The organism is Cupriavidus sp. 291-E7 (assembly GCF_057798835.1).
Genome location: NZ_JBYOJV010000002.1, coordinates 108,253 through 131,755, shown reverse-complemented (window position 1 = coordinate 131,755; position 23,503 = coordinate 108,253). Strand labels below are relative to the sequence as shown.

Here is a 23,503-nt window from a genome sequence, read left to right as displayed (position 1 = left end):
ATATATTGGACACGCAAAATCGCAAGGCGCATGCTCTCCGGCACAACAACGACATCCCCCGGAGAGACTTCATGGCATTCAACAAACGCTCCCAGCACATCACGCAAGGCGTGGCGCGCTCCCCGAATCGTTCGATGTACTACGCGCTTGGCTACAAGAAGGAAGACTTCGACAAGCCGATGGTAGGCATCGCCAATGGCCACTCGACGATCACCCCATGCAACGCCGGCCTGCAGCGCCTGGCCGACGCGGCCGTGGAGGCCATCCGGGCATCGGGCGCCAACCCCCAGATCTTCGGCACGCCGACGATTTCGGATGGCATGTCGATGGGCACGGAAGGCATGAAGTACTCGCTGATCTCGCGCGAAGTGATCGCTGACTGTATCGAGACAGCGGCACAGGGCCAGTGGATGGACGGCGTGGTCGTCATCGGGGGCTGCGACAAGAACATGCCGGGCGGCATGATCGCGCTGGCGCGCACCAACGTGCCCGGCATCTACGTCTATGGCGGCACGATCAGGCCCGGCAACTGGAAGGGCAAGGACCTGACCATCGTGTCGTCGTTCGAGGCCGTGGGCGAATTCACGGCGGGCCGCATGAGCCAGGAAGATTTCGAGGGCGTGGAGAAGAACGCCTGCCCTTCCACGGGCTCCTGCGGTGGCATGTACACGGCCAACACGATGAGTTCGTCGTTCGAGGCGCTGGGCATGTCGCTGCTGTATTCGTCGACGATGGCCAACCCGGACCAGGAAAAGGTCGACAGCGCCGCGGAGTCCGCCCGCGTACTGGTGGAAGCCGTCAAGAAAGACCTCAAGCCGCGCGACATCATCACGCGCAAATCGATCGAGAACGCCGTGACGCTGATCATGGCCACGGGCGGGTCCACCAACGCGGTGTTGCATTACCTGGCCATTGCCCATTCGGCCGAGGTGGAATGGACCATCGACGATTTCGAGCGCATTCGCCGCCGCGTGCCGGTGATCTGCAACCTGAAGCCGTCGGGCGACTACGTTGCCACCGACCTGCACCGCGCCGGCGGCATTCCGCAGGTCATGAAAATCCTGCTGAACGCGGGCCTGCTGCATGGCGACTGCCTGACCATCACGGGCCGCACGCTGGCCGAGGAACTGGAGCACGTCGCCGATCAGCCACGCGCGGACCAGGACGTGATCATGCCGCTCGACAAGGCGCTCTACAAACAGGGGCACCTGGCGATCCTGAAGGGGAATCTGGCCGAAGAAGGCGCCGTGGCCAAGATTACCGGTCTCAAGAATCCGGTCATCACCGGGCCGGCACGTGTGTTCGAGGACGAGCAGAGCGCGATGGAAGCGATCCTCGCCGACAAGATCAACGCCGGCGACATCCTCGTGCTTCGCTATCTGGGGCCCAAGGGCGGGCCGGGCATGCCGGAGATGCTGGCGCCTACATCGGCGATCATCGGCAAGGGCCTGGGCGAATCAGTCGGCTTTATCACCGACGGCCGCTTCTCTGGCGGTACCTGGGGCATGGTGGTTGGCCACGTGGCACCCGAAGCCCACGTCGGCGGCACCATTGCGCTGGTGCAGGAAGGCGATTCGATTACGATCGATGCGCACCAGTTGCTGCTGCAGTTGAATGTAGCGGACGACGAACTGGCAAAACGGCGCGCCAACTGGAAGCAGCCGGCGCCGCGTTATACCCGTGGCGTGCTGGCGAAGTTCGCGAAGCTGGCATCGACGGCCAGCAAGGGAGCGGTGACGGATTGAGGCCGCGGTTGAAACGGTCGAAGCTGCAGAAGTCCCGCTGACCAGCTTCCCTTTCCCTCCCGCGGGAAAGGGAAGTGAAAACTCTCACAACGAGCGTCAATCCCCGCCTGGGTCCCGCTCGATCTCTTCCAGCGTGGCGTCGAGCCACTCCACCAGCCGCGCCTCCAGCGCCTGGGTCAACTCGCTTGCCAATTGGGCGGTCAGCGGGGCCAGGCGCGACTGCAGCGTCGCTTCGGTATGCGCCTCAACCACCTGCGGCCACTCGGTGCGGAAACGCATCATTACGCGCGTCAGCAGCTCGGTGCGCACGGCGCGCAGGTCATCCTCGCCGGGCATGAATGCGGCGGCGTCGACCATCGGCGGCTGCGTGTCCGGGGCGGAAGCGGGAGCGGCCTGGATGGTGGATTCGGTGTCGCCAACCGCCGTTACCACGCCCGAATCGGGCATATCGGCAGTATCGATGACCGTGGCCGCCTGCCGCGCGGCGGGCTGCGGCTGGCTCAGCGGCTGGGTCGGGGTATCGAATACGGCGTCGGGCAGCTCGACGATTTCGGTCAGCAGCGGCACGCTGTCGTTGGGGCCTAACCGCGGAATCACCCGCGAAGTCGTGCGTTCGCTCATGCCGATTCTCCTTTGCCCTGCCCGATGTCATGGTGCGTGAGCGGGTAGCCGCGCTCACGATAGAAACGATAGCGTTCGCGGCCCGCGTCGCGGGCGTCCTGGGTGGCGCCCACCACCTCGATCAGGCGCTCGAAGCTGGCGAACTGCGCCGGAGCCTCCGGCGCGATATTCACCAGCAGCTGGTGGTGCGGCACCTGTTCCAGCGTAGCCGCCAGGATGATCGGCGTCACCGCCGCATTGGGGCTGTCGAGCCCGCAATGCGGCAGAAAGTCGAGCGGCGAAAACGACCACAGCCGCGCGTCAAGTTGCGCCAGCTGCTGTGGCGCGCCATAAACGATCACCTTCTGCCCTGCCCCATAGGCTTTGCGGACCAGGCGGCAGACATAGGCCAGCGTATCCGGCACGTTGCTGTGGAAGTCGATGCGCGTCATCCGTGGCTGCCTTCGTTTCGCCGATTACGACGCGCGGTCCATCAGGAACTGTGCCAGCAGCGGCACCGGGCGGCCCGTGGCGCCCTTGGCCGCGCCGCTCTTCCAGGCGGTACCGGCGATGTCCAGGTGAGCCCAGTCGTACTTCTCGGTGTAGCGCGCCAGGAAGCAGGCCGCCGTCACGCTGCCGGCTGGACGGCCGCCGATATTGGCCATGTCGGCAAAATTCGACTTGAGCTGGTCCTGGTACTCGTCGTCCAGCGGCAGTCGCCAGGCGGTGTCCATCGCCTTGCGGCCGGCGTTGAGCAGCTGGTCGGCCAGCAGGTCGCTGCGCGCGTACAGGCCGCTGTTCACGTGGCCCAGAGCGATGATGCAGGCGCCGGTCAGCGTGGCCACGTCGACCACGGCAGCCGGCTTGAAGCGCTCCACGTACGTCAGCGCATCGCACAGGATCAGGCGGCCTTCGGCGTCCGTGTTCAGGATCTCGATGGTCTGGCCCGACATGCTGACCACCACGTCACCCGGCTTGGTGGCGTTGCCGGCCGGCATGTTCTCGCAGGTGGGTACCACGGCGATCACGTTCAGCTTCAGGCCCATTTCGGCCACGGCCTGGATGGTGCCCAGCACCGAAGCGGCGCCGCACATGTCGTACTTCATCTCGTCCATGCCCTCGCCCGGCTTCAGCGAGATGCCGCCGGTGTCGAACGTGATGCCCTTGCCCACCAGCACGACCGGCGCGGCCTTGGCGCTGGCGCCGTCATAGCGCAGCACGATGAACTGCGGCGGCTCCACGCTACCCTTGGTCACGGCCAGGAAGGCGCCCATGTTCAGCGCCTCGATCTGCTTGCGGCCCAGGATCTCGGCCTTGAGCTTGTGGCGCTTGGCGATGCCGCGCGCGGCGTTGGCCAGGTAGGTCGGGGTGCAGATGTTCGACGGCAGGTTGCCGAGGTCGCGCGTCAGTTCCATGCCATTGGCAATGGCGGTGCCGCGCACCACGGCCTGGGTGGCCGCCTTGGCGTCGGCCGAGTCCACGGCCAGCACGATTTTGCGCAGCGTCGGCTTGTCGGCCGCGCCAGCTCCCTTGGCGGGGCGCTTGAGTTCGGGGTGACGCTCCAGCAGGCGGTAGCCGGCGTCGCGCACGATCGTGATCGTCGTGATGACGGCCCAGGCCACGTCGCGCTGCGGCGGCAGCTGTTGCGCCAGGCACCACAGCGCCGACGCGGCGCGCGTGCCGCCCAGCGCACGCATGGCCGTGCGCACGGCTTCGGCAAAGGCCTTGTCGGTAAATTCGACTTCCTTGCCCAGGCCCACCAGCAGCACACGGGCGGCGCCGATACCGGCTACTTCGTGCAGCATCAGGTGGGTGCCGCGCTTGCCCTCGAAGTCACCCTGCTTCACCAGGCGCGCCACCAGCCCCTTGGTGGCCACGTCAAGCGCCTTCCCCACGCCGGCCAGATTCTGGCCCTCGAACAGGCCCACCACCAGGCAGTCAGACTTGGTGGCCAGGAAACCATTTTGGCCGGCTTTGCTCAGATCCAGGGCTTTTGTGCTAAATTCCATCGCGCTTCCTTCCAGGGGCTCGTCGAAAAGAAAGCCCCCATTATCCGCGATTTTCATCCGCGATCTGCCGCCGCCGATCCTTCAAGCTGACAGCCCGCGGTCCTGCCAGTCCCTCGGCCCCCGGCATATCGCCCGCTCCGGCCGGAAGCCGGAAGCGATTGGCGCATGATTTTTCAACAAGCCCTGCGACGCGAGCTTGCCTACACCGCCGGTGCGGTGTTTCTGGTAATGCTGACGTTCATGCTTACGTCGCTCGTGATCCGCATCCTGGGCATGGCCGCCAGCGGTAAGGCCAGCCCCAACGATGTGCTGATGCTGATCGGCCTGGCCACCATTGGCTATCTGTCGATCCTGCTGTCGGCCACGCTGTTCATCTCGACCCTGATCGTCCTGACCCGGTGGTACAAGGATTCCGAGATGGTGGTGTGGTTCTCGGCCGGCATCTCCCTGCGCGACCTGGTCAAGCCGGTGCTGCAGTTTGCCGCGCCGTTCTTCGTCATGGCGCTGCTGCTGGGTATGTTTGCCTGGCCGTGGGCCAACCAGCAGAGCGCACTGTTCCGGGACCGGTTCGAGCAACGCGGCGTGCTGTCGATGATCGCCTCCGGGCGCTTCATCGAACCTGCAAACGGCAACTACGTGCTGTTCATCGAGGGCATCGACTCCGACATGAAGCACGCTCGTAACGTTTTTGTTGCAAATTCCGAGGCGGGCAAGATCGGGGTGGCGCTGTCGCATCAGGGCCAGTTCGAGACCCAGCCCAACGGCGACCGTCTGGTAGTGATGGAGCATGGCCGCCGCTACGCCGGCATCCCGGGCCAGCTTAACTATCGGATCCTCGAATTCGATAAATACGCCGTCAAGGTAGACAACAAGCCGCCGGAGACCGAAGCCGATCTGCCGGCCAAGAGCCGCGACACGATCGATCTGATCCGGAATCCCACGCGCGAGAACCTGGGCGAGTTGCTGTGGCGGATATCGCTGCCGATCCTGGCCTTCAACTTCGTGATGATCGCGATTCCCCTGGCCTATGTGAACCCGCGTCTGGGCCGCTATACGCCGCTGGTGTTTGCCGTGCTGATCTATCTGACCTATAGCAACCTGATCAATCTGTCCCAGGCCTGGGTGCGCTCCGGCTCGCTCTCGTTCTGGATGGCGTTGTGGCCGATCCACCTGATCGTGTTCCTGTGCGCGCTGATGATGTTCCGCTACCGTCAGAACCGCAGTCTCGGCGGGTGGCGCGCGGTATTCGGCTTGAAACGCAAGGCCAACGGCAAGGCCGGAGGCCAGGCATGAGGGTACTTGCCGTCTATGAGCGCTATTTCGCGCGGTTGATCTACGGGGTCTTCGCATTCATCCTGTTCGCGGTGCTGGCGCTGTTCGTGTTCTTCGACATGCTCAACGAGCTGGAGAGCGTGCAGGGCGGCTACACGTCGCTGGTGGCGTTCTTCCACGTCATGCTGCAGGCACCGACGCGGATCTACGAGGTGCTGCCGATTGCGGTGCTGATCAGCGCCATTTACGTGTTCTCGCAGCTGGCCAGCCAGTCCGAGTACACGATCTTCCGCGTGGCCGGCCTGAACACGCGCCAGGCGTTGTTTTCGCTGTTCAAGCTCGCCGTTCCGCTGGCACTGGTCACGTTCATTTTTGGCGAATTCATCGGCCCGGCGGCCGAGCAATACGCGCAGAAGATCAAGCTCGAGGCGATCGGCGCCACGGTGTCGTCGGGCTTCCGCTCCGGCGTCTGGGTCAAGGACCGCGACCGCGACACGGCGGCCGGCGGCGGTGAGATCACGCGCTTCGTCAACGTCCAGGGCCTGAAAGCCGACCAGACCATCAACGGCATCACGATCTATGAATTCGACAAGGACTACCGCCTGCGCGTGATTCGTGTGGCCAAGGAAGGCCGTTACCAGGGCGGCCAGCAGTGGCAGCTCAACGACGTCAACGAAATCCGTTTCGTGGAGTTGCGCGATGGCCAGGCCACGCCGCAGAGCGCGCCACAGCGCGACGCGCTGGCGCCTGACTTCCGTGCCGAGCAGGCGTTGTTCCCGAACATGGTGATGCACTCCGAGCTGACGCCGCAGATCCTGTCGGTGCTGCTGGTCACGCCGGAGCGGATGTCGACGCTGGACTTGTTCCGCTATATCCGTCACCTGCGCGATAACAAGCAGGACACCCAGCGTTACGAGATCGCGTTCTGGAAGAAGGTGGTGTATCCGCTGACGCTGTTCGTGATGGTGGCGCTTGCCCTGCCCTTCGCCTACCTGCACGCCCGTGCCGGCGCGGTGGGCGTGAAGGTGTTCGGCGGCATCATGCTGGGCCTGTCGTTCCACCTGGCCAATACGCTGTTCTCGCACGTCGGGCTGCTGCATACCTGGCCGCCGATCGTATCGGCGCTGGTGCCAGGCACGCTCTATCTGACCGTTGCGCTGACATCGTTGCGCTGGGTCGACCGGCACTGATCATGGCCTCCCGGCAAGCCATCGTCCTCTTTGGTCACGGCGCGCGCGATGCGCGTTGGCGCGAGCCGTTCGACCGCCTGCATGCCAAGCTGTCGGTGCTCCTGCCCGATTGCGCGGTCCGGCTGGCCTTTCTTGAGCTGATGGCACCGTCGCTGGCGGAGGCCATCGACGAGGTGGCAGGCGCTGGCGTGAAGGCAATCACGGTGGTGCCTGTGTTTTTTGGCCAGGGCGGCCATCTACGGCGTGATTTTCCGGTGCTGATCGAGGAATGCCGGGCGAAGTATCCGGGTGTGGAGATTCGTGCCGCGACGGCGGTTGGCGAGGTGGATGGCGTGCTCGACGCGATTGCAGCATATTGCGCGCTGACCCTCTCCCCCGGCCCCTCTCCCGCAAGCGGGCGAGGGGAGCAAACCGATAGCGTTTGAAATACCGCGAGCCTGTTCCTCTCCCGCCTGCGAGAAGGGCAAACCGATAGCGTTTGAAATGCCGCGAGCCTGTCCCCCTCCCCCTGCGAGGGGAGCAAACCGATAGCGCTCGAACTGCCGCAACCCTGTCCCCGCTCGCGGGAGAGGGTTAGGGAGAGGGCCAGCGGTTCAAAATGAAAAAAAGGCCAGAGCAAAACTCTGGCCTTTTTTTCATTCTTGTAGCTTACCGGCTCAAGCCGCCCGCTCGCCCACCTCGTGCGATTCCACACGCTCGGTTGTGCGGGTGCCCAACGCCTCTCCAATCATCAGCAGGCTCGGCTGCACCGGGTCCATCCAGCGCGACGCCTCGCCAGCCGCCATCTGGCGGAGCGTGAATTGCTGGCTGCGCTGATTTGGCGTGGTCGCCGATTCAACGACCCAGGCAGGCGTGGATGCCGGCTTGCCGCGCGCGATCAGTTGCGCGGCAATATTGGCCGCCTGATCGCGGCCCATGTAATAGACGATGGTGTCGGCCTTCACATCGGCTTCGACGTCGACAGCGTCAGCCGCCTTGGCCTGCGTGGCAAACGCGACGCTGCGCGATACACCGCGCTTGGTCAGCGGCCGTGCGATGGCACTGGCGGCGGCCAGCGCCGCCGTGATGCCCGGCACCACTTCATACGCGATACCAGCCGCTTCCAGCGCCTGCAATTCCTCGTCGGCCCGGCCGAACAGCATCGGGTCGCCGCCCTTGAGGCGCACCACGCGCTCGTACTTGGTGGCCAGGTCGACGATCTGGCGATTGATGAATAGCTGCGCGGTGGAGCGCTGCCCGCAGCGCTTGCCCACCTCGACCAGCTCGGCCTGCGGACACCAGGCCAGCATCTCGGGCGACACCAGGGCGTCGTGCAGCACGACCTGGGCTTCGCCCAACAGCCGTGCGCCACGCACCGTAATGAGGTCAGCCGCACCAGGGCCTGCACCAATCAGGTACACCTTGCCGGTCGACGTTGCCTTCTGCGCGTTCATCTGTGCCACCGTTATCCGATCTGTCCAGGCTGGACGATATCAGGCATACGCACGGATCATGCCCGCCGCCACCGTATGGTTGGTGGCTTCGTCGATCAGCACGAAGGCACCCGTGGCCGGGTTGTCGCCGTAGGTATCGCAGACGATAGGCTTCTGCAGCGAGATCTGCACCGAGCCGATGTCGTTCAGGTTGATCTCGTGACGACCCGTCTCGTGCGACAACGTGTGCACGTCCAGCACGCGATCCACGGCCGACACACGGGCGAATACGCTCGCCGTGGTGTGCTTGAGCACGTACTTGCGCGAAGGGTTCAGTGACTCGTCATCGAACCAGCACAGGTCGGCGGTCAGCTTCTTGGCCGACGCGGCCGTTGCATCCGCCGCCACGAACATGTCACCGCGTGACACATCGACGTCTTCGGCCAGGCGTACGGTCACCGTATCACCAGCGTTGGCCGAGTCGGCCGAACCGTTCGGCGTCAGCACCTCGGCTACCACGGCATCGCGGTTGGCCGGCAGCACGCGCAGCTTCTGGCCCACGCGCACGGTACCGGCTTCCACGCGGCCAGCGTAGCCACGGAAATCGTCGGCGGCGGCGCCATCCTGACGCACCACGAGCTGCACCGGGAAACGCAGCGCGGCATCGCCTTCCGGTGCCGGGTCTTCCACGGGCAGTGCTTCCAGCAGCGGCAGCAGCGACTCGCCCTGATACCAGGGCATGGAATCGCTCTCGTGCACGATGTTGTCGCCGCGCAGCGCCGATACCGGCACGTACGTCACGTCCTTCAGGCCCAGTTGCGTGGCCAGCTCGGTGTAGGCCGCGCGGATCTCGTTGAAGCGCTGCTCGCTGTAGTCGACCAGGTCCATCTTGTTCACGGCAACGATCACGTGCTGCAGTTCCAGCAGCTTCAGGATCGCCGAATGACGCTTGGTCTGCGCCAGCAGCTCGGCACGGCCATTGGTAACCGTGACGCGCGTGGCATCGACCAGCACGATCGCCGCATGGGCGGTCGAAGCGCCGGTGACCATGTTGCGCGTGTACTGCTCGTGACCCGGCGTATCGGCGATGATGAACTTGCGGCGCGCGGTCGAGAAGTAGCGGTAGGCCACGTCGATCGTGATGCCCTGCTCGCGCTCGGCTTCCAGGCCGTCGGTCAGCAGCGAGAAATCGATTTCCTCGCCGGCGGTGCGCTTGTTCTTGGCATTCGCCAGCGCGGTCAGCTGGTCGGACAGCACGGCCTTGCTGTCGAACAGCAGACGGCCGATAAGCGTGCTCTTGCCGTCATCGACGGAACCCGCGGTGATGAAACGCAGCAGGCCTTGATGTTGGGATTGGTGAGACATTGTCGTATTCCTCTGCTGCGTCGATCAGAAATAGCCTTCTTTTTTCCGGCGTTCCATCGACGCTTCGCTCGTCTGGTCGTCCATGCGGGTGGCGCCGCGCTCGGTGATCTCGGTCACCGCCGTCTCGGCGATGATCTCCACCGGCGACGCGGCAACGCTGGCCACGGGGCACGTGCAGCTGATATCGCCCACGGTACGGAAGCGGACCGACAGCACTTCGCTGACATCGCCATCCTGCTTCGGCGTGATCGGCGTCACCGGCACCAGCAGGCCGTTCTTGCGCACCACTTCGCGCTGGTGCGCGTAGTAGATCGGCGGCAGGGCCAGGTTCTCGCGGGCGATGTACTGCCACACGTCGAGTTCGGTCCAGTTCGAGATCGGGAACACGCGCATCTGCTCGCCCTGCGCCATGCGGGCGTTATAGAGGCTCCACAGTTCTGGGCGCTGGGCCTTGGGGTCCCATTGGCCGAATTCGTCGCGGAACGAGAAGATGCGCTCCTTGGCGCGGGCCTTCTCTTCGTCGCGGCGGGCACCGCCCATCAGCGCGTCGAACTTGTGCGCCTCGATGGTCTCCAGCAGCGTCACGGCCTGCGCGGCATTGCGCGAGTCGGTTTCCTTGCGCAGGCGCACGGTGCCGCGCTTGATCGAATCTTCCACATGACCCACCACCAGGCGCGCGCCCAGTTCGGCCACGCGTTGATCGCGGAATTCGATCACTTCCGGATAGTTGTGGCCGGTGTCGATGTGGACCAGCGGGAACGGCAGTTCCACCTTGCGGTCGCCCAGGCGGAATGCCTTCAGCGCCAGGTGCAGCATGACGATCGAGTCCTTGCCGCCGGAAAACAGCAGCGCCGGGTTGCGGCACTCGGCCACCACCTCGCGGATGATGTAGATCGACTCGGCTTCGAGCCGGTCGAGGTGGTCGTTCTGGACCTGCAGCAGGTGTTCCACGTTGGCGGCCACCCCTGCGTCTGCGATGTCGTTCATGATGCCCATGTCGTTCTGGCCTCGAATAATTCTGTTCAGTGCTTGATGTTCTGCTCGTGGAGGCCGCACTCTTTCGAGTCCTTGCTCTCCCACCACCACCGGCCCGCGCGTACGTCCTCGCCGGCCTTCACGGCCCGGGTACATGGCTCGCAGCCAATGCTGGGGTAGCCCTTGGCATGCAGCGCGTTGACCGGCACGTTGTGGCGCGACAGGTAGGCCCACACCTCGGCCTCGGTCCAGTCCGCCAGCGGATTGAACTTCGGAATGCCGCGCGCATCGTCCAGCTCCTCGAAAGGCAGCTCGGCGCGCGTCACGGCCTGTTCACGGCGCTGGCCCGTCATCCACGCGTCGGCATGCGACAGCGCGCGGTTCAGCGGTTCCACCTTGCGGATACCGCAGCAGCTCTTGCGCAGGTCCACGCTGTCGTAGAACGCGTTCAGCCCGTGGTTGCGCAGGTAGTTATCCACGGCTTCCTGGTCGGGCGTGAACTGCTCGACCGTGTAGCCGTAGTGATCCTTCACCTGGTCCAGCACGGCCAGCGTCTCGGCGTGCAGGCGTCCCGTGTTCAGCGTGAACACGCGGATGCCGGCGCGCACCGCATCGCTACCGCGCAGGATCGCGTCGGTCAGCACCATGTCTTCGGCGGCCAGGCTCGTGGCAAAGCGCGCGCGGAAGAAACGCGCGGCGATGCCCGACAGGCGTTCGGCCAGCTCGCGTTCCTTGGCTTCGAGCGCCTCGATCGAACCCGTGTATTCCGGCTTCGTCCACAGCGCTGGGGGGCGCAGCGACGAGACCGATGCCGACGCATCGACCACGGAAATGTCGGAAATCACGGCGCTCATGCCGCGCCTCGGGCCGTCACATCGGCACGTGCGCGACGGAACAGCGGCAGCGGCTCGTCCACCGATGCCTGGTAAGCCACGGTGAATTCGGTGAAGCCCTTGATCGCGTCCTCGATGTTCTTGTCCGCGCGCACGGCGAACGTATCGAAGCCGCAGCGCTTCATGAAGTTCAGCTGATCGCGCAGCACGTCGCCAATCGCGCGCAGCTGGCCCGCCCAGTGATAGCGGGTGCGCAGCAGGTAGGCCGACGAGAAGCCGCGGCCATCGCGGAACACCGGGAAGTCCACCGCGACGACCGACACGCGGTCGAGCAGCGCTTCGACGTCGCCCGGCTCGTCTTCGGGGGCCAGCCACACGCCGGTGATGGCCTTGTCGCGGCCGCCCAGCAGTGCCTCATTGGCCTTCCACACCGACAGCGGGAACAGCACGGCATCCGCGCCTTGCGCCACGGCGGCAATGCGGGCTTCGTCCAGCGGCTGTTCTTCGGTCGCGCGCAGCACGGTCCAGTTGTCTTCCACGATGACGGGGCGGAATTGGCCTGCGTCGTCGCTTTGCAGTTGAATGATCTTTGCCATGTTCAATCTCTCTCGTTCGTCAGGCTTCGGCGCGTTCTTCACGTTGCTTGTCGGCGTACACACGCTCCTTGAACGGAGCAATGCCGATACGTGCGAACGTGTCGATGAAGCGCTCGTCGCCGGCGCGGTTGGCCACGAACGTATCGATGATGCGGCTCACGACTTCGGGCATTTCCTCGGCGCTGAACGACGGGCCAATGACCTTGCCGATCGCCGAGTCGTTGCCCTGTGCGCCGCCCAGCGTCACCTGGTACCACTCGGAGCCGTCCTTGTCGACGCCGAGCACGCCGATGTTGCCGACGTGGTGATGGCCGCAGGCGTTGATGCAACCAGAGATGTTCAGCGAGACTTCGCCCAGGTCATAGACGTAGTCGAGGTCGTCGAAGCGTTCCTGAATGGCCAGTGCGATCGGAATCGACTTGGCATTGGCCAGCGAGCAGAAATCGCCGCCCGGGCACGCGATGATGTCGGTCAGCAGGCCGATATTGGCCGTGGCCAGACCGGCCTTCCTGGCTTCTTCCCACAGCGCGAACAGGTCCTTCTTCTTGACGTCCGGCAGCACCAGGTTCTGCTCGTGGGCCACGCGCAGTTCACCAAAGCCGTAGCGGTCGGCAAAGTCGGCCACCGCTTCCATCTGGTCGGCCGTGGCATCGCCCGGAGGCGACACGGGGCCAGGCTTGGTCGACAGCGTCACCGATGCATAGCCCGGCACGCGGTGCGCGCGCACGTTGCGGCTCACCCAGCGAGCAAAGGCTTTGCTTTCGAGCAGATGATTCTCGAACGAGGCATCGGTGTCGGCCAGCTTTTCATAGGCGGGCGGCTGGAAGTACTGCGCCACGCGGTCGAACTCGGCCTGCGTCAGCGTGCCGGGGCCGTCCTTGCTGAACTTCCATTCGTCTTCCACTTCGGCGGCGAACTTCTCGGCGCCGATGGCCTTCACCAGGATCTTGATGCGGGCCTTGTACTTATTGTCGCGGCGGCCGTAGCGGTTGTACACGCGAATCGCCGACTCCACGTAGGTCAGCAGGTGCTGCCACGGCAGGTCGTCCTTGATGATCGTGCCCAGGATCGGCGTGCGGCCCAGGCCGCCACCGGCCAGGATGCGCAGGCGCGTTTCGCCTTGCTCGTTCCGGTATGCATAGATGCCGATGTCGTGCATCTGCACCACGGCGCGGTCGTCCTTGGTGGCCGAGATGGCGATCTTGAACTTGCGCGGCAGGAACGCGAATTCCGGCTGGAACGTGCTCCACTGGCGCAGCAGTTCGGCCAGCACGCGCGGGTCCACCGATTCATCCGGCGCCACGCCGGCGAATTGGTCGGTCGTGATATTGCGCACGCAGTTGCCCGAGGTCTGGATGCCGTGCATTTCCACGCTGGCCAGGTCCGCCAGCACGTCGGGCACGCGCTCCAGGTCCATCCAGTTGTACTGGATGTTCTGGCGAGTGGAGAAGTGGCCGTAGCCGCGGTCATACTCGCGGGCGATATGGCCCAGCATGCGCAGCTGCTTCGAGGCCAGCAGGCCGTAAGGAATGGCCACGCGCAGCATGTAGGCATGGCGCTGCATGTACAGGCCGTTCTGCAGGCGCAGCGGCAGGAATTCTTCCTCGGTCAGTTCATCCGACAGGCGGCGGCGAACCTGGTCGCGGAATTGCGCGACACGTTCTTGGACGAGGCGCTGGTCGTATTGATCGTACTGATACATGGTGTGGGTCCGTTCAGTATTCGTGAATGCTTAGGAAACGAGCTTGATGGCCACCAGCGTCAGCGTGGTGGCAAGTGCGGCGCGCACCAGCCGTTCGGGCAGCGCCCGCGACAGTTGCGCACCGAGCCAGATGCCGGGGATCGAACCCACCAGCAGCGCCAGCAGCAAATTCCAGTCGACGGTGCCAAGCCACACGTGGCCCAGCCCGGCCACGGCCGTGAGCGGCACGGCGTAGGCGATATCGGTGCCAGCCACTTCGGCCGGCTTCATATGGGGATAGAGCAGCAGGATCAGCGTGGCGCCGACGGCACCCGCGCCAATCGACGACACGGTAACCAGCACGCCGATCACGGCGCCGACGATCACCGTGGCCACAACCTGTGCGCGGCCTTCGAGCTGGAAGCGCGGGTTGCGTTCCAGCCACGCCAGCATCTGCTTGCGGAACAGCAGCGACAGCACGGTCAGCAGCACCGAGACACCGATCGTCAGGCGGATGGCATGAAGCCACTGGGCATTGAGTTCACCGGCGCTCTTGAGCACGAGGATGGCGGCCAGCGCGGCGGGCAGGCTGCCCAGGCACAGGCGGCGCACCACTTGCCATTGCACATGGCCGTGCGCGCGATGCGCGATGGTGCCGAAACCCTTGGTGATGGCGGCAAACGCCAGATCGGTACCTACCGCCGTGGCCGGCGAAAAGCCGAACAGCAGGGTCAGCAGCGGCGTCATGAGCGAGCCGCCACCTACCCCGGTCAGACCAACCAGGATACCTACCAGCAAACCGGAAACGGTGAAGGCAAGGGACATCGGGGACGCTTCTCGACTTGCGCCTTGCCTCTGGTGGTGCCGGCTCCACCTTTTCAGGCGGAACGCGGACGCAATTCGGGCAGGCGAACGTTTAACAAAGTTCGAGAATCGTAATAAACTCGCCTCATATCTCAAACTAATAAGAAGTTGTTTGTTTATACGAGCGAAGTTATATGAATCTCCACCAGTTTCGCTTCGTGCGTGAGGCGGTCCGCCAGAATTTCAACCTGACCGAGGCCGCAAAAGCGCTCTATACATCACAACCAGGCGTTTCCAAGGCGATTATCGAGCTTGAGGAAGAGTTGGGTGTCGATATCTTCACCCGGCATGGCAAGCGCATCCGCAGCTTGACCGAGCCAGGCCGTCGCATCCTGGTATCCGTGGAAAAGATCCTGCAGGAAGTGGAAAGCCTGAAGCGCGTGGGCAAGGACTATGCGGCACAGGACCAGGGCAACTTCACGATCGCCACGACCCATACCCAGGCCCGTTACGCGCTGCCGCGTGTGATCGCCGAGTTCACCAAGCGTTACCCGAAGGTGCGGCTGTCGATTCAGCAGGGCACGCCCGCGCAGATCGCCGACATGATCCTGCACGACCAGGCCGACATCGGCATCGCCACCGAGGGCATCACCAGCGACAAGAGCCTGATCTCGCTGCCCGGCTATCAGTGGCAGCATATGGTGATTACGCCACCCGACCATCCGCTGCTGGAAAAGAAGCACCTGACGCTGGAGGATCTGGCCACCTACCCGCTGATTACGTACGACGTGAATTTCGCGGGCCGGCCCAAGATCGACAAGGCGTTCGAGCTTCGCCATCTGGAAGCGGATATCGTGCTCGAAGCCATCGATGCCGACGTAATCAAGACCTATGTGGAAATTGGCCTGGGCATCGGCATCGTGGCCGGCCTGGCCTTCGACCCCGAGCGCGACCGCAACCTGCGCGGCATTCCGGCCGGCCATCTGTTCGGCACGAATGTGACGCATCTGGCCGTCAAGCAGGGCGCCTACCTGCGCAGCTTTGTCTATACCTTCATCGAACTGTTCTCGCCGACGCTGAACCGCAAACTTGTGGAACAGGCCATGTCCGGCGACCACGAGGCTTACGAGCTTTAAGCCCGCTCTCTATATATATGTCCGTATCCGTATCCGAATCCCTCCCTACCATCCACTGGACCGAGGACGGCGTCGAGCGCAGCGCGCTCTGGCGCTCCGAGGCCGGCCTGCCGCCGCCCAAGCGCGTGGTCGTGGCCGACGATGAAATGGCGGCCGATACCGCCTACCGTCTGGCCAGCGAAGGCACCGCTCTGCTCTGGCGCGGCGACTTCCAGAACGCACGCCAATTGCTGCAGGCCGTGGCACGCCGCGTGGATCGCAAACCCCAGCGCAAGCAGCGCGGTGCGGCCAAGGCACCGGCGACGCTGACCGAAGCCTTTCACAAGCACCGGCTGGCCCAGTCGCAGCGCGCCCGCACGCTGGGCATGCTGCTGCTGCCGTTCGATGCTGGCCACGTGGTGCCGCTGCGCCGCGCGCCCGACGTGCACGAGGCGTGCGAGCTGGTTTACGGCAACGCGAACGCCCCCTACGTTGCGTCGATGCGCGAGCTGCTGGGCCTGATCGGCGCCTACGAGTGGCGCAAGAAAGGCGTGGAAATCCCGGTGCTTGGCGAGCGCATCCACCCCTGGTATGGCGTGTTCTCGCCAGTGCGCGGCGAATACGTCGAGCTCGTGGCCAAGGAGCCGCTGCCCACCACCGCCCTCGCCTTCGATATCGGCACGGGCACCGGTGTGCTGGCCGCGCTGCTGGCGCAACGTGGCGTCAAGCGCGTGACCGGCACCGACCAGGACCCGCGCGCGCTGGGTTGCGCGCGTGACAACATCGGCCGGCTCGGTCTGACGGATCAGGTCAAGATCGTCGACGCCAACCTGTTTCCCGAAGGCCGTGCGCCGCTGGTCGTCTGCAACCCTCCGTGGGTGCCGGGACGGCCGAGTTCACCGATCGAGCACGCCGTTTTCGATCCGGATAGCCGCATGTTGCGCGGCTTTCTCGACGGCCTCGCCGCGCACCTTGAACCAGGCGGCCAGGGCTGGCTGATCCTGTCCGACTTTGCCGAGCACCTGGGCCTGCGTTCGCGCGACGAACTGCTGGGCTGGATCGATGCTGCCGGCCTCAAGGTTCTGGGCCGCTCCGACATCCGCCCGAAGCACCCCAAGGCGGCCGACGCCGAAGACCCGCTTTACGCCGCCCGCAAGGCCGAGGTCACGTCGTTGTGGCGCCTGGCCGCCAAGTAAATCCGAAGGCGAGCCGCGCGTAGCGCCCTTTTCGCCGATCCGCTGTCACGTCCGGGAGCCTGTACATGCGCCTGCGCAGATTGCTGTTGCCGCTGGTTTCGATGTGCGTTGCCACCGCGGCCCATGCCGATATCCGCGTCGGGATCGATCTGTCGACGACCGGCCCGGCGGCGGCCATCGGCATCCCGTCGCGCAACACGGTGCAGTTGTGGCCGCAGACGCTGGGTGGCCAGCGCGCGCAGTACATCGTCCTGGACGACGGCACCGACCCGGCCGCGGCGGTGCGCAACGTGCGCAAGTTCATCGCCGAGGATAAGGTCGATGTGATCGTCGGCCCGAACATCACACCGAACGCCATCGCGGCGCTGGACGCGATTGCCGAGAATGAAACGCCGATGGTGGCATTGGCCGCCTCGGCATCGATCGTCGAGCCGGCGACCGAGGCCCGCCGCCGCTGGGCCTTCAAGATGCCGCAGAACGATGCCTTGATGGCGTCGCTGCTGGCGCAGCACATGGCCGACCAGGGGGTGAAGACCGTCGGCTTCATCGGCTTCAACGATGCCTATGGCGAAAGCTGGTGGCGCGAGTTCTCGAAGATGGCCGAGGTCCGCAAGTTGCGCGTCGTCGCGCAGGAGCGCTTTGGCCGCATGGATACTTCGGTCACAGGCCAGGTGCTCAAGCTGATTGCCGCCCATCCCGATGCCATCCTGATCGCCGGCTCCGGCACGCCGCCCGTGCTGCCGCAGAAGACGCTCAACGAACGCGGCTACAAGGGACGCATCTACCAGACGCACGGCATTGCATCGTGGGACTTCCTGCGCATCGGCGGCAAGGATGTGGAAGGCACGCTGTTTCCAACCGGGCCGGTCGTCGTGGCCCGTGAACTGCCCGACACCCACCCGGCAAAAAAGGTGGCACTCGATTTCGTCCGGCGCTATGAAGCCAAGTACGGCGCCGACTCGGTCACGCAGTTTGCCGGCGATGCATGGGGCGCATGGCAACTGCTGGACGATGCCAGCCGCCGTGCGCTGAAGACCGGCGCGCAGCCGGGCACCCCGGCATTCCGCCGCGCGCTGCGCGACGCAATCGAATCAACGAAGAATCTGACCGTGCCGAATGGCGTGCTGAACCTGAGCGCGCAGGATCACCAGGGCTTCGACCAGCGCGCCCGCGTGATGGGTACGGTCCGCAACGGCAAGTTCGCCTACGCAGGCGACAAGTAATCAACAAGGAAGCATTCATGACTACCGTGGCATTTATCGGCCTGGGCGCAATGGGCGCCCCGATGGTCGGTCACCTGATCCGCGCCGGACACGCCGTGCGCGCGTTCGTCCGTCGCCCCGAGGCCGCCGACGCGGCGCGCGAGCTGGGCGCCGAACCGTTCTTCACGCCCGCCGAAGCGGCACGTGGCGCGGCCGTGGTGTTCACCAACGTCACGTCGTCGGAAGACGTGCGCGCGGTGCTGCTGGGCAAGGACGGCGTGATCGAAGGCGCCGCACCGGGCACGATCTGCGTGGACCACAGCACGATCTCGCCGATCGTCACACGCGAGATTGCGCAGGCCCTGGCCGCGCAAGGCATCGAGTCGCTCGATTGCCCGGTGTCGGGCGGCACGATCGGTGCGCAGGCCGGCACGCTGACGATCATGGTGGGCGGCAAGGCCGAGAACCTGGAAAAAGTGCGTCCGCTGCTGGAATGCCTGGGCAAGACCATCACTCATATCGGTGACAACGGCGCCGGCCAGGTAGCCAAGCTCTGCAACCAGATCGCGCAAGTGGTCAATATCGAAGGCATTGCCGAGGCGATGCGCTTTGCCGGCGCGCAGGGCGTGGATACCGGCAAGGTGTTCCAGGCACTGTCGACCGGTTTCGCCGGAAGCCGCATGCTCGACATGTTGGGACCGAAGATGGTGGCCCGCGACTTCAGCGCCGGTATCGAATCGCGCCTGCATGCAAAGGACTTTGGGCTGGCCGCCGACATCGCCGGCGAAATCGGCCTGGACCTGCCCGCCATGCGCGCCACGGCGGTCCAGCTCGACGAGCTGATGGAGCAGGGTTGGGGCAAGGACGATACGTCGTCGCTGCTGAAGGTGTTGGAGCTGAAGAAGCCGTAAGGCTCAGACTCCCGCGATCATCCCCAGCAGCGCGCGCGACAACTGGCTGTCGTCGCGCATCAGGTCGTCCATCGCATTGAAGTGATGGCGGCCCGGCAGCGCGACATCCTCGCGCACATTGCCCGGCCACGCGGCGCGGATCAGCGCGTGCTGGCGATGGTACTCGCTCGATTCGAGCTCGCCGACCGCGGTGATCAGCGGCGCACCGGTGGCCGGCACCATGAATGCCGGCGACAGGCGCGCCACATCGGCTTCGCTCAATTGCAGGTCGGTCTGAAGGAAGTCGGCGCGGCGCAGCGGCTCAAGGTCGTAGAGGCCGCTGATCGACAGCCCGCCCTTGATCAGGTCAATGGGCAGGTCATCGCCGAACTGCGGCCACAGCGCCGCCATCAGCATCGTGACCAGATGCCCCCCCACCGAGTGTCCGGCCAGAAAAATACGGTTGCGATCGTGGCCCAGCCGGTCGGCCTCCCGATACAGCCACGCCACGGATTGCATGACCTGCCACACGATCGTTTCGACGGTCACGGCGGGACACAGCGCGTAGTTGACCACGGCCACCGACACGCCACGGCGCGTGGGCACGTTGGCCACGAAGCTGTGGTCATGCTTGTCCAGCGCGCGGTAGTAGCCGCCGTGCAGGAAGACCAGCAGCGGCGGCGCGTCGTCGTCGCGCAATGTGGCGGGAAAGTAGTCGAGGGTTTCGGTCTCGGAAAGTGGCGAATCGGCATCGCCGTAGGCCAGATTCTCGAAATACGTCACCATGCCGGCCCGCGCCAGTGCCGAATCGGCCGCCCAGCGCGCCATGTGCACGGCATTGTCCGGCACATTGGCGCGATTGTTGTACGCCTTCGCATAAAACGCGGGGTCCTGGGAAGGCAAGGCTGCCAGGCTGGCCAGGCTGGCGGTGGGCGTGGCATCGAGGGTCGGCTGGGCGGACATGGCTCTCGGCTCCGGGTGAGGTCGCTGCGGCACCGCATCGGGCGGTTGCGCGCTATCCTACCGCAACTGCCAGCCCCCCCCTGATTTCACCGGACCCCACATGGTCGTCAAGCGCCGGCTGCGAGCCGGCAAGGCCCCGCAGCTCGGCCCGCCCGAGACTGCAAGCGTTTCGACTCACGCGCGCTGTCCGCTCTGCGGCCGGTCGCTGCTCGACGACGCCAGTACCGACCTGCACCACCCGGTACCCCGCAGTCATGGCGGGCGCGACGTCGTCCCCATGCACCGCGTCTGCCACCAGAAGATTCACTCGGTCTTCACCGAAGCCGAGCTGGCCACGACCTATCACGACTGGGACGCGCTGCGCGCCCACCCGGCCATGACCGACTTCATCCGCTGGATCGCCCGCAAGCCGCCCGGCTACTACGACCGCAGCCGCGCCACCAACGATCGACGCGGACGCTAGCCCCCGCCGGGGTACCGGCTGGTTGTCCGAGGTGTGGAATTGCGGCATAATCCGCGACTCATCATCGCGCGATGTGCATTTCAGTCCATCGCCAAGCCCATGCCCGGGTGGTGAAACAGGTAGACGCAGGGGACTCAAAATCCCCCGCCGCAAGGCGTGTCGGTTCGAGTCCGACCCCGGGCACCATTCCCTCGGTTCCATTCCGAACTACTCCGAAGCTTTCGGCCTCTCGGCCTTGCTCTCGCTTCAGCCCCCCACCCCATAGCTTGTCAGCGTAACGCCCACCAACCTGCTCTCCGGCCCTCCCCCACCCTGCGGCAGAACCTGCTTTGTCAGACACAAACCACTGGTCGTTGCGCCGCCGCGTGCTTATCCTTTCCCCTGCGCCTCCGTCTCAACATATCGATACAGGGAAAAGAAAGAATGAATCGCCTTACTGCTACCGCCGCGGCCTTTGGCTGCGCGGCCCTGCTGGCCGGCTGCGCCGGCGCCAATATGGACAGCCTCACGCAGGCCGGCGGCAGCCTGTTCTCCGCGGCCTCGTTGACTGACGCCAACGTCAAGCAGCTGTCAGACCAGTCCTGCGCGGAGATGGACAAGAAGAACACGGTCGCCGCTGCGAACAGTACCTATGCCAAACGGCTCGTGAACATCATGAGCGGCTTGCAGAACACCGGCCTGCCGCTCGATGCCAAGGTCTATATGACCAAGGACGTCAATGCCTGGGCGATGGCCAACGGCTGCGTCCGGGTCTATAGCGGGCTGATGGACATGATGAGCGACGACGAAGTGCGCGGCGTGCTTGGCCATGAAATCGGCCACGTGGCACTGGGGCATACCAAGCGGGCGATGCAGGTGGCGTACACGACGGCCGCCGCGCGCGGCCTGCTCGGATCCACCGGCAATGTCACGATGACCGCGCTGTCGGCGTCCCAGATCGGCGCACTCGGCGAGACTTTCATCAATGCGCAGTTCTCGCAACGCCAGGAAAGCGAGGCCGACGACTACTCGTTCGACCTGCTGACAAAGAACAATGCCAACCGCCAGGCGCTGGTCACGGCGTTCCAGAAGCTGGCCAAGCTTGATGGCGGTCAGTCCAGCCTGCTGAGCTCGCACCCTGGCTCGGACGCGCGCGCCAAGCATATTCAGGACCGCCTCAACAGCGGAAAGTAATACCGCCCAGCACGATCCCGGCTGCATCGCGCAGCCGGCGCCCCCCCTCCTTCCCCAAGCCCTTCTTGCGCAATGCAATGGAAGCGGCGCAATTCCTCCCACCTCCAAGGCATAGCCGTTTGTTTGATTGCGTTTAATACGCCTTAAAAAGCTTTCAGTACGCGCGCGCTCCTTGTGTCCCGATAATGGCTCACGCCTGCGGAACTCCCGTACGGCTTGCCATGAGCCAAGGGAGGCCCGCGCCGCGTCATGGATTCCGCTTTCGCCCTGCTTGCTGGACAACCGGAGATTGCGCTGTTCCTGGCACTGGCCGTGGGCCATGCGGTGGGCGCCATCCGCTTCGGCCCGTTCCAGCTTGGCGGCATCTGCGGCACGCTCATTGCGTCCCTGATCATCGGGCAGACCGGCGTCCGGCTCGATAACGACGTCAAGAACGTCGCCTTCGCGGTTTTTATCTTCGCGCTCGGCTTTACCGGCGGCCCGCAGTTCTTTGCCAATGTCGCGCGTGAATGGCGGATCGGCGTGCTGTCACTGGTCGAAGTATTCGTATTGCTGGCATTGCTGGCGATTGCGGTGCCCCTGCTCCATCTGGACCCCGGCACCGCATCGGGCCTGCTGGCAGGCGCGGCCACCGAATCGGCCGTCATCGGCACGGCCTCCGAAGCCATTGCGCGGCTCGCACTGCCGGCCGACGCCATCCGCGTGCTGCAGACCAACATCGTCACCGCGTACAGCGTGACCTATCTGTTCGGTCTGATTGCGATTGTCTTGTTTACAAGTCAGTTGGCACCGTGGCTGCTGCGCCAGGACCTGCGTGAATCGGCCAAACAGCTCTGGCAGAAGCTGGGCGGCCGGAACGACATGGTGGAGGGCCAGATGGCCGCGCTGCCATTGATCGTGGCGCGCGTGCTGCGGGTCGAGGGCATGGCCGGCAAGCAGGTCATCGAGGCCGAGCAGGAAGTTGCGCTTGGCGTGACGATCCGGCGCATCCGGCGCGACGGCAATACCTTCCGCCCCACACCCGAAGAAGTGCTGCGGACAGGCGACGTCGTGCTGGCCGTGGGCCGGCGCGATGCGATGGTGCCGTTTGCCGCCCGGGTCGGGCCGGAAATGCCGGAAGAGCCTGGCATGGATGCCGTGGTGCAGGCCGAGCAATCGGTGCTGCTGACGCGCCGCGAGATCATCGGCCTGTCCCTGGCACGACTACGCCAAAGCGTGGATGTGGGGATGGGCCGCGGCGTGTTTGTCTCGCGTATCACGCGCATGCAGCACGCCTTGCCCGTCCTGCCGCAGACCGTGCTCCAACGCGCCGACGTCGTGACATTGTCGGGCCCCGAGGAAGCCCTGCGGCGCGTCGTGCCCGAACTCGGCTATCCGGTCACACCGACGATCCGCACGGACTTCGTCTTCCTTGGCATCGGCGTGTTGCTCGGCATGGTGATCGGCTCGTGGAGCATCAAGGTGGGCCAGGTCGACCTGACGCTCGGCGTGGGCGGCGGCTGTCTGGTATCTGGCCTGGCCTGTGGCTGGCTGCGCGCGCGGCTGCCCGTGATGGGATCACTGCCAGCGCCCGCCGCAGAAATCCTCAAGGATTTCGGGCTGGCCACCTTCATTGCCGCCGTGGGCCTGTCCGCCGGCCCCGATGCGCTGCACCTGATCAAGAAGTACGGCCTGATCCTGCCCATCGCCGGCGTGCTGATCTCGGTGATTCCCGCCGCCGTCTCGCTGTTCATCGGCCATCGCTGGCTCAGGCTCGACATGCCGATTCTGCTGGGCGCGGTAGCTGGCCAGCACTGCAGCACGCCAACCATCATGGCGCTGACCAACGCGGCGGGCAACGGCACGCCGGTGATCGGCTACACGATTACTTACGCCATCTCCAATGTCCTGCTGCCACTGCTCGGCCCGATCGCCGTAGCAATGGCCGGCGCCCTAGCCACGGTGCCGAAGTAGCTGTGCCAGGCGTGCCGGGCATCACAAGTGCCCGCCGCACGCGCCCCCTTCAGCCTTGTCACGCGT

At 65.0% G+C, this 23,503-nt stretch carries 22 protein-coding genes and 1 tRNA gene; 12 read left to right on the top strand and 11 right to left on the bottom strand.

Annotated features, from left to right (window positions below):
• Window positions 1-71 precede the first annotated feature (71 nt).
• Entirely contained in the window at window positions 72-1,745 is a 1,674-nt protein-coding gene (gene ilvD / locus AC3FLX_RS03520) for a dihydroxy-acid dehydratase (RefSeq protein ID WP_488693924.1), read from the top strand.
• A 96-nt stretch (window positions 1,746-1,841) separates the two neighbouring features.
• On the opposite strand, the gene AC3FLX_RS03515 is transcribed toward ilvD, so the two are convergent.
• The 3 genes from AC3FLX_RS03515 to AC3FLX_RS03505 are packed head-to-tail and all read right to left on the bottom strand — an operon-like array spanning window position 1,842 to window position 4,354.
• Complete coding sequence (locus AC3FLX_RS03515) at window positions 1,842-2,366, bottom strand: hypothetical protein (RefSeq protein WP_488693922.1); 525 nt, start codon at window positions 2,364-2,366, stop codon at window positions 1,842-1,844.
• Window positions 2,363-2,797 (bottom strand): DNA polymerase III subunit chi, encoded by a 435-nt coding sequence (locus AC3FLX_RS03510; RefSeq protein ID WP_488693921.1) that lies wholly within the window; start codon window positions 2,795-2,797, stop codon window positions 2,363-2,365. The genes AC3FLX_RS03515 and AC3FLX_RS03510 overlap by 4 nt, the downstream gene beginning before the upstream one ends.
• A gap of 24 nt (window positions 2,798-2,821) precedes the next feature.
• On the bottom strand, window positions 2,822-4,354 hold the full coding sequence (locus AC3FLX_RS03505; protein ID WP_488693919.1) for a leucyl aminopeptidase: 1,533 nt from the start codon (window positions 4,352-4,354) through the stop codon (window positions 2,822-2,824).
• A 165-nt stretch (window positions 4,355-4,519) separates the two neighbouring features.
• Here AC3FLX_RS03505 and lptF point away from each other — a divergent pair, with 165 nt between their 5' ends.
• From lptF to AC3FLX_RS03490, 3 genes are read left to right on the top strand one after another with little or no spacing between them, the layout of a single operon-like run.
• Window positions 4,520-5,647 carry an LPS export ABC transporter permease LptF gene (lptF, locus tag AC3FLX_RS03500; protein WP_488693917.1) on the top strand — a complete coding sequence of 376 codons (1,128 nt, stop codon included), beginning with the start codon at window positions 4,520-4,522 and terminating at the stop codon, window positions 5,645-5,647.
• Window positions 5,644-6,816: an LPS export ABC transporter permease LptG gene (gene lptG / locus AC3FLX_RS03495; protein WP_488693916.1), complete on the top strand. Its 1,173-nt coding sequence runs from the start codon at window positions 5,644-5,646 to the stop codon at window positions 6,814-6,816. Before lptF ends, lptG begins: the two co-directional genes overlap by 4 nt.
• A gap of 2 nt (window positions 6,817-6,818) precedes the next feature.
• Window positions 6,819-7,241: a sirohydrochlorin chelatase gene (locus tag AC3FLX_RS03490; RefSeq protein WP_488693914.1), complete on the top strand. Its 423-nt coding sequence runs from the start codon at window positions 6,819-6,821 to the stop codon at window positions 7,239-7,241.
• A 231-nt stretch (window positions 7,242-7,472) separates the two neighbouring features.
• Here the strand turns inward: AC3FLX_RS03490 and cobA are convergent, their stop codons facing one another.
• Genes cobA through AC3FLX_RS03455 form a run of 7 tightly spaced genes read right to left on the bottom strand, consistent with a single transcriptional unit; the run spans window position 7,473 to window position 14,503 of the window.
• A complete protein-coding gene (cobA, locus tag AC3FLX_RS03485; protein ID WP_488693913.1) occupies window positions 7,473-8,249 on the bottom strand; it encodes a uroporphyrinogen-III C-methyltransferase in 777 nt (258 codons plus the stop codon).
• A gap of 39 nt (window positions 8,250-8,288) precedes the next feature.
• Window positions 8,289-9,593: a sulfate adenylyltransferase subunit 1 gene (locus AC3FLX_RS03480; protein WP_488693912.1), complete on the bottom strand. Its 1,305-nt coding sequence runs from the start codon at window positions 9,591-9,593 to the stop codon at window positions 8,289-8,291.
• Between the two features lie 24 nt (window positions 9,594-9,617).
• The gene (cysD, locus tag AC3FLX_RS03475) at window positions 9,618-10,589 is read right to left on the bottom strand and encodes a sulfate adenylyltransferase subunit CysD (protein WP_488693911.1); all 972 of its coding nucleotides are present in this window, start codon (window positions 10,587-10,589) and stop codon (window positions 9,618-9,620) included.
• 26 nt (window positions 10,590-10,615) lie between these two features.
• Entirely contained in the window at window positions 10,616-11,422 is an 807-nt protein-coding gene (locus AC3FLX_RS03470) for a phosphoadenylyl-sulfate reductase (RefSeq protein WP_488693909.1), read from the bottom strand.
• Window positions 11,419-11,997, bottom strand: coding sequence for a DUF934 domain-containing protein (locus AC3FLX_RS03465; RefSeq protein ID WP_488693907.1), 579 nt, complete (start codon window positions 11,995-11,997; stop codon window positions 11,419-11,421). The genes AC3FLX_RS03470 and AC3FLX_RS03465 overlap by 4 nt, the downstream gene beginning before the upstream one ends.
• Window positions 11,998-12,016: 19 nt before the next feature.
• Window positions 12,017-13,699: a nitrite/sulfite reductase gene (locus AC3FLX_RS03460; protein ID WP_488693905.1), complete on the bottom strand. Its 1,683-nt coding sequence runs from the start codon at window positions 13,697-13,699 to the stop codon at window positions 12,017-12,019.
• Window positions 13,700-13,729: 30 nt separating this feature from the next.
• The gene (locus tag AC3FLX_RS03455; RefSeq protein WP_488693903.1) at window positions 13,730-14,503 is read right to left on the bottom strand and encodes a sulfite exporter TauE/SafE family protein; all 774 of its coding nucleotides are present in this window, start codon (window positions 14,501-14,503) and stop codon (window positions 13,730-13,732) included.
• A 173-nt stretch (window positions 14,504-14,676) separates the two neighbouring features.
• On the opposite strand from AC3FLX_RS03455, the gene AC3FLX_RS03450 reads away from it, so the two are divergent.
• From AC3FLX_RS03450 to AC3FLX_RS03435, 4 genes are all read left to right on the top strand, one after another.
• On the top strand, window positions 14,677-15,618 hold the full coding sequence (locus AC3FLX_RS03450; protein ID WP_488693901.1) for a CysB family HTH-type transcriptional regulator: 942 nt from the start codon (window positions 14,677-14,679) through the stop codon (window positions 15,616-15,618).
• A 17-nt stretch (window positions 15,619-15,635) separates the two neighbouring features.
• Complete coding sequence (locus AC3FLX_RS03445; protein WP_488693899.1) at window positions 15,636-16,793, top strand: methyltransferase; 1,158 nt, start codon at window positions 15,636-15,638, stop codon at window positions 16,791-16,793.
• Window positions 16,794-16,858: 65 nt separating this feature from the next.
• On the top strand, window positions 16,859-18,016 hold the full coding sequence (locus AC3FLX_RS03440; protein ID WP_488693897.1) for an ABC transporter substrate-binding protein: 1,158 nt from the start codon (window positions 16,859-16,861) through the stop codon (window positions 18,014-18,016).
• 17 nt (window positions 18,017-18,033) lie between these two features.
• Entirely contained in the window at window positions 18,034-18,906 is an 873-nt protein-coding gene (locus tag AC3FLX_RS03435) for an NAD(P)-dependent oxidoreductase (RefSeq protein WP_488693895.1), read from the top strand.
• A gap of 3 nt (window positions 18,907-18,909) precedes the next feature.
• On the opposite strand, the gene AC3FLX_RS03430 is transcribed toward AC3FLX_RS03435, so the two are convergent.
• Window positions 18,910-19,848 (bottom strand): alpha/beta hydrolase, encoded by a 939-nt coding sequence (locus AC3FLX_RS03430; protein ID WP_488693893.1) that lies wholly within the window; start codon window positions 19,846-19,848, stop codon window positions 18,910-18,912.
• A gap of 100 nt (window positions 19,849-19,948) precedes the next feature.
• Here AC3FLX_RS03430 and AC3FLX_RS03425 point away from each other — a divergent pair, with 100 nt between their 5' ends.
• The 4 genes from AC3FLX_RS03425 (at window position 19,949) to aspT (ending at window position 23,437) form a co-directional block, all read left to right on the top strand.
• On the top strand, window positions 19,949-20,311 hold the full coding sequence (locus AC3FLX_RS03425) for an HNH endonuclease (RefSeq protein WP_488693891.1): 363 nt from the start codon (window positions 19,949-19,951) through the stop codon (window positions 20,309-20,311).
• A gap of 101 nt (window positions 20,312-20,412) precedes the next feature.
• Window positions 20,413-20,497: transfer RNA gene (locus AC3FLX_RS03420), tRNA-Leu, on the top strand.
• Between the two features lie 237 nt (window positions 20,498-20,734).
• The gene (loiP, locus tag AC3FLX_RS03415) at window positions 20,735-21,484 is read left to right on the top strand and encodes a metalloprotease LoiP (protein ID WP_488693889.1); all 750 of its coding nucleotides are present in this window, start codon (window positions 20,735-20,737) and stop codon (window positions 21,482-21,484) included.
• A gap of 249 nt (window positions 21,485-21,733) precedes the next feature.
• Window positions 21,734-23,437, top strand: coding sequence for an aspartate-alanine antiporter (aspT, locus tag AC3FLX_RS03410; RefSeq protein ID WP_488693887.1), 1,704 nt, complete (start codon window positions 21,734-21,736; stop codon window positions 23,435-23,437).
• Window positions 23,438-23,503: the final 66 nt, after the last annotated feature.

Excerpts from the sequence above, each read along its gene's own strand:
- ilvD (WP_488693924.1), top strand. The coding sequence starts at position 72 with ATGGCATTCAACAAACGCTCCCAGCACATCACGCAAGGCGTGGCGCGC.
- AC3FLX_RS03510 (WP_488693921.1), bottom strand. The coding sequence starts at position 2,797 with ATGACGCGCATCGACTTCCACAGCAACGTGCCGGATACGCTGGCCTAT.
- AC3FLX_RS03515 (WP_488693922.1), bottom strand. The coding sequence starts at position 2,366 with ATGAGCGAACGCACGACTTCGCGGGTGATTCCGCGGTTAGGCCCCAAC.
- AC3FLX_RS03480 (WP_488693912.1), bottom strand. The coding sequence starts at position 9,593 with ATGTCTCACCAATCCCAACATCAAGGCCTGCTGCGTTTCATCACCGCG.
- AC3FLX_RS03430 (WP_488693893.1), bottom strand. The coding sequence starts at position 19,848 with ATGTCCGCCCAGCCGACCCTCGATGCCACGCCCACCGCCAGCCTGGCC.
- AC3FLX_RS03435 (WP_488693895.1), top strand. The coding sequence starts at position 18,034 with ATGACTACCGTGGCATTTATCGGCCTGGGCGCAATGGGCGCCCCGATG.
- AC3FLX_RS03505 (WP_488693919.1), bottom strand. The coding sequence starts at position 4,354 with ATGGAATTTAGCACAAAAGCCCTGGATCTGAGCAAAGCCGGCCAAAAT.
- AC3FLX_RS03490 (WP_488693914.1), top strand. The coding sequence starts at position 6,819 with ATGGCCTCCCGGCAAGCCATCGTCCTCTTTGGTCACGGCGCGCGCGAT.
- AC3FLX_RS03445 (WP_488693899.1), top strand. The coding sequence starts at position 15,636 with ATGTCCGTATCCGTATCCGAATCCCTCCCTACCATCCACTGGACCGAG.
- aspT (WP_488693887.1), top strand. The coding sequence starts at position 21,734 with ATGGATTCCGCTTTCGCCCTGCTTGCTGGACAACCGGAGATTGCGCTG.
- cysD (WP_488693911.1), bottom strand. The coding sequence starts at position 10,589 with ATGGGCATCATGAACGACATCGCAGACGCAGGGGTGGCCGCCAACGTG.
- AC3FLX_RS03440 (WP_488693897.1), top strand. The coding sequence starts at position 16,859 with ATGCGCCTGCGCAGATTGCTGTTGCCGCTGGTTTCGATGTGCGTTGCC.
- cobA (WP_488693913.1), bottom strand. The coding sequence starts at position 8,249 with ATGAACGCGCAGAAGGCAACGTCGACCGGCAAGGTGTACCTGATTGGT.
- AC3FLX_RS03455 (WP_488693903.1), bottom strand. The coding sequence starts at position 14,503 with ATGTCCCTTGCCTTCACCGTTTCCGGTTTGCTGGTAGGTATCCTGGTT.
- AC3FLX_RS03450 (WP_488693901.1), top strand. The coding sequence starts at position 14,677 with ATGAATCTCCACCAGTTTCGCTTCGTGCGTGAGGCGGTCCGCCAGAAT.
- loiP (WP_488693889.1), top strand. The coding sequence starts at position 20,735 with ATGAATCGCCTTACTGCTACCGCCGCGGCCTTTGGCTGCGCGGCCCTG.
- lptF (WP_488693917.1), top strand. The coding sequence starts at position 4,520 with ATGATTTTTCAACAAGCCCTGCGACGCGAGCTTGCCTACACCGCCGGT.
- AC3FLX_RS03470 (WP_488693909.1), bottom strand. The coding sequence starts at position 11,422 with ATGAGCGCCGTGATTTCCGACATTTCCGTGGTCGATGCGTCGGCATCG.
- lptG (WP_488693916.1), top strand. The coding sequence starts at position 5,644 with ATGAGGGTACTTGCCGTCTATGAGCGCTATTTCGCGCGGTTGATCTAC.
- AC3FLX_RS03425 (WP_488693891.1), top strand. The coding sequence starts at position 19,949 with ATGGTCGTCAAGCGCCGGCTGCGAGCCGGCAAGGCCCCGCAGCTCGGC.
- AC3FLX_RS03465 (WP_488693907.1), bottom strand. The coding sequence starts at position 11,997 with ATGGCAAAGATCATTCAACTGCAAAGCGACGACGCAGGCCAATTCCGC.
- AC3FLX_RS03460 (WP_488693905.1), bottom strand. The coding sequence starts at position 13,699 with ATGTATCAGTACGATCAATACGACCAGCGCCTCGTCCAAGAACGTGTC.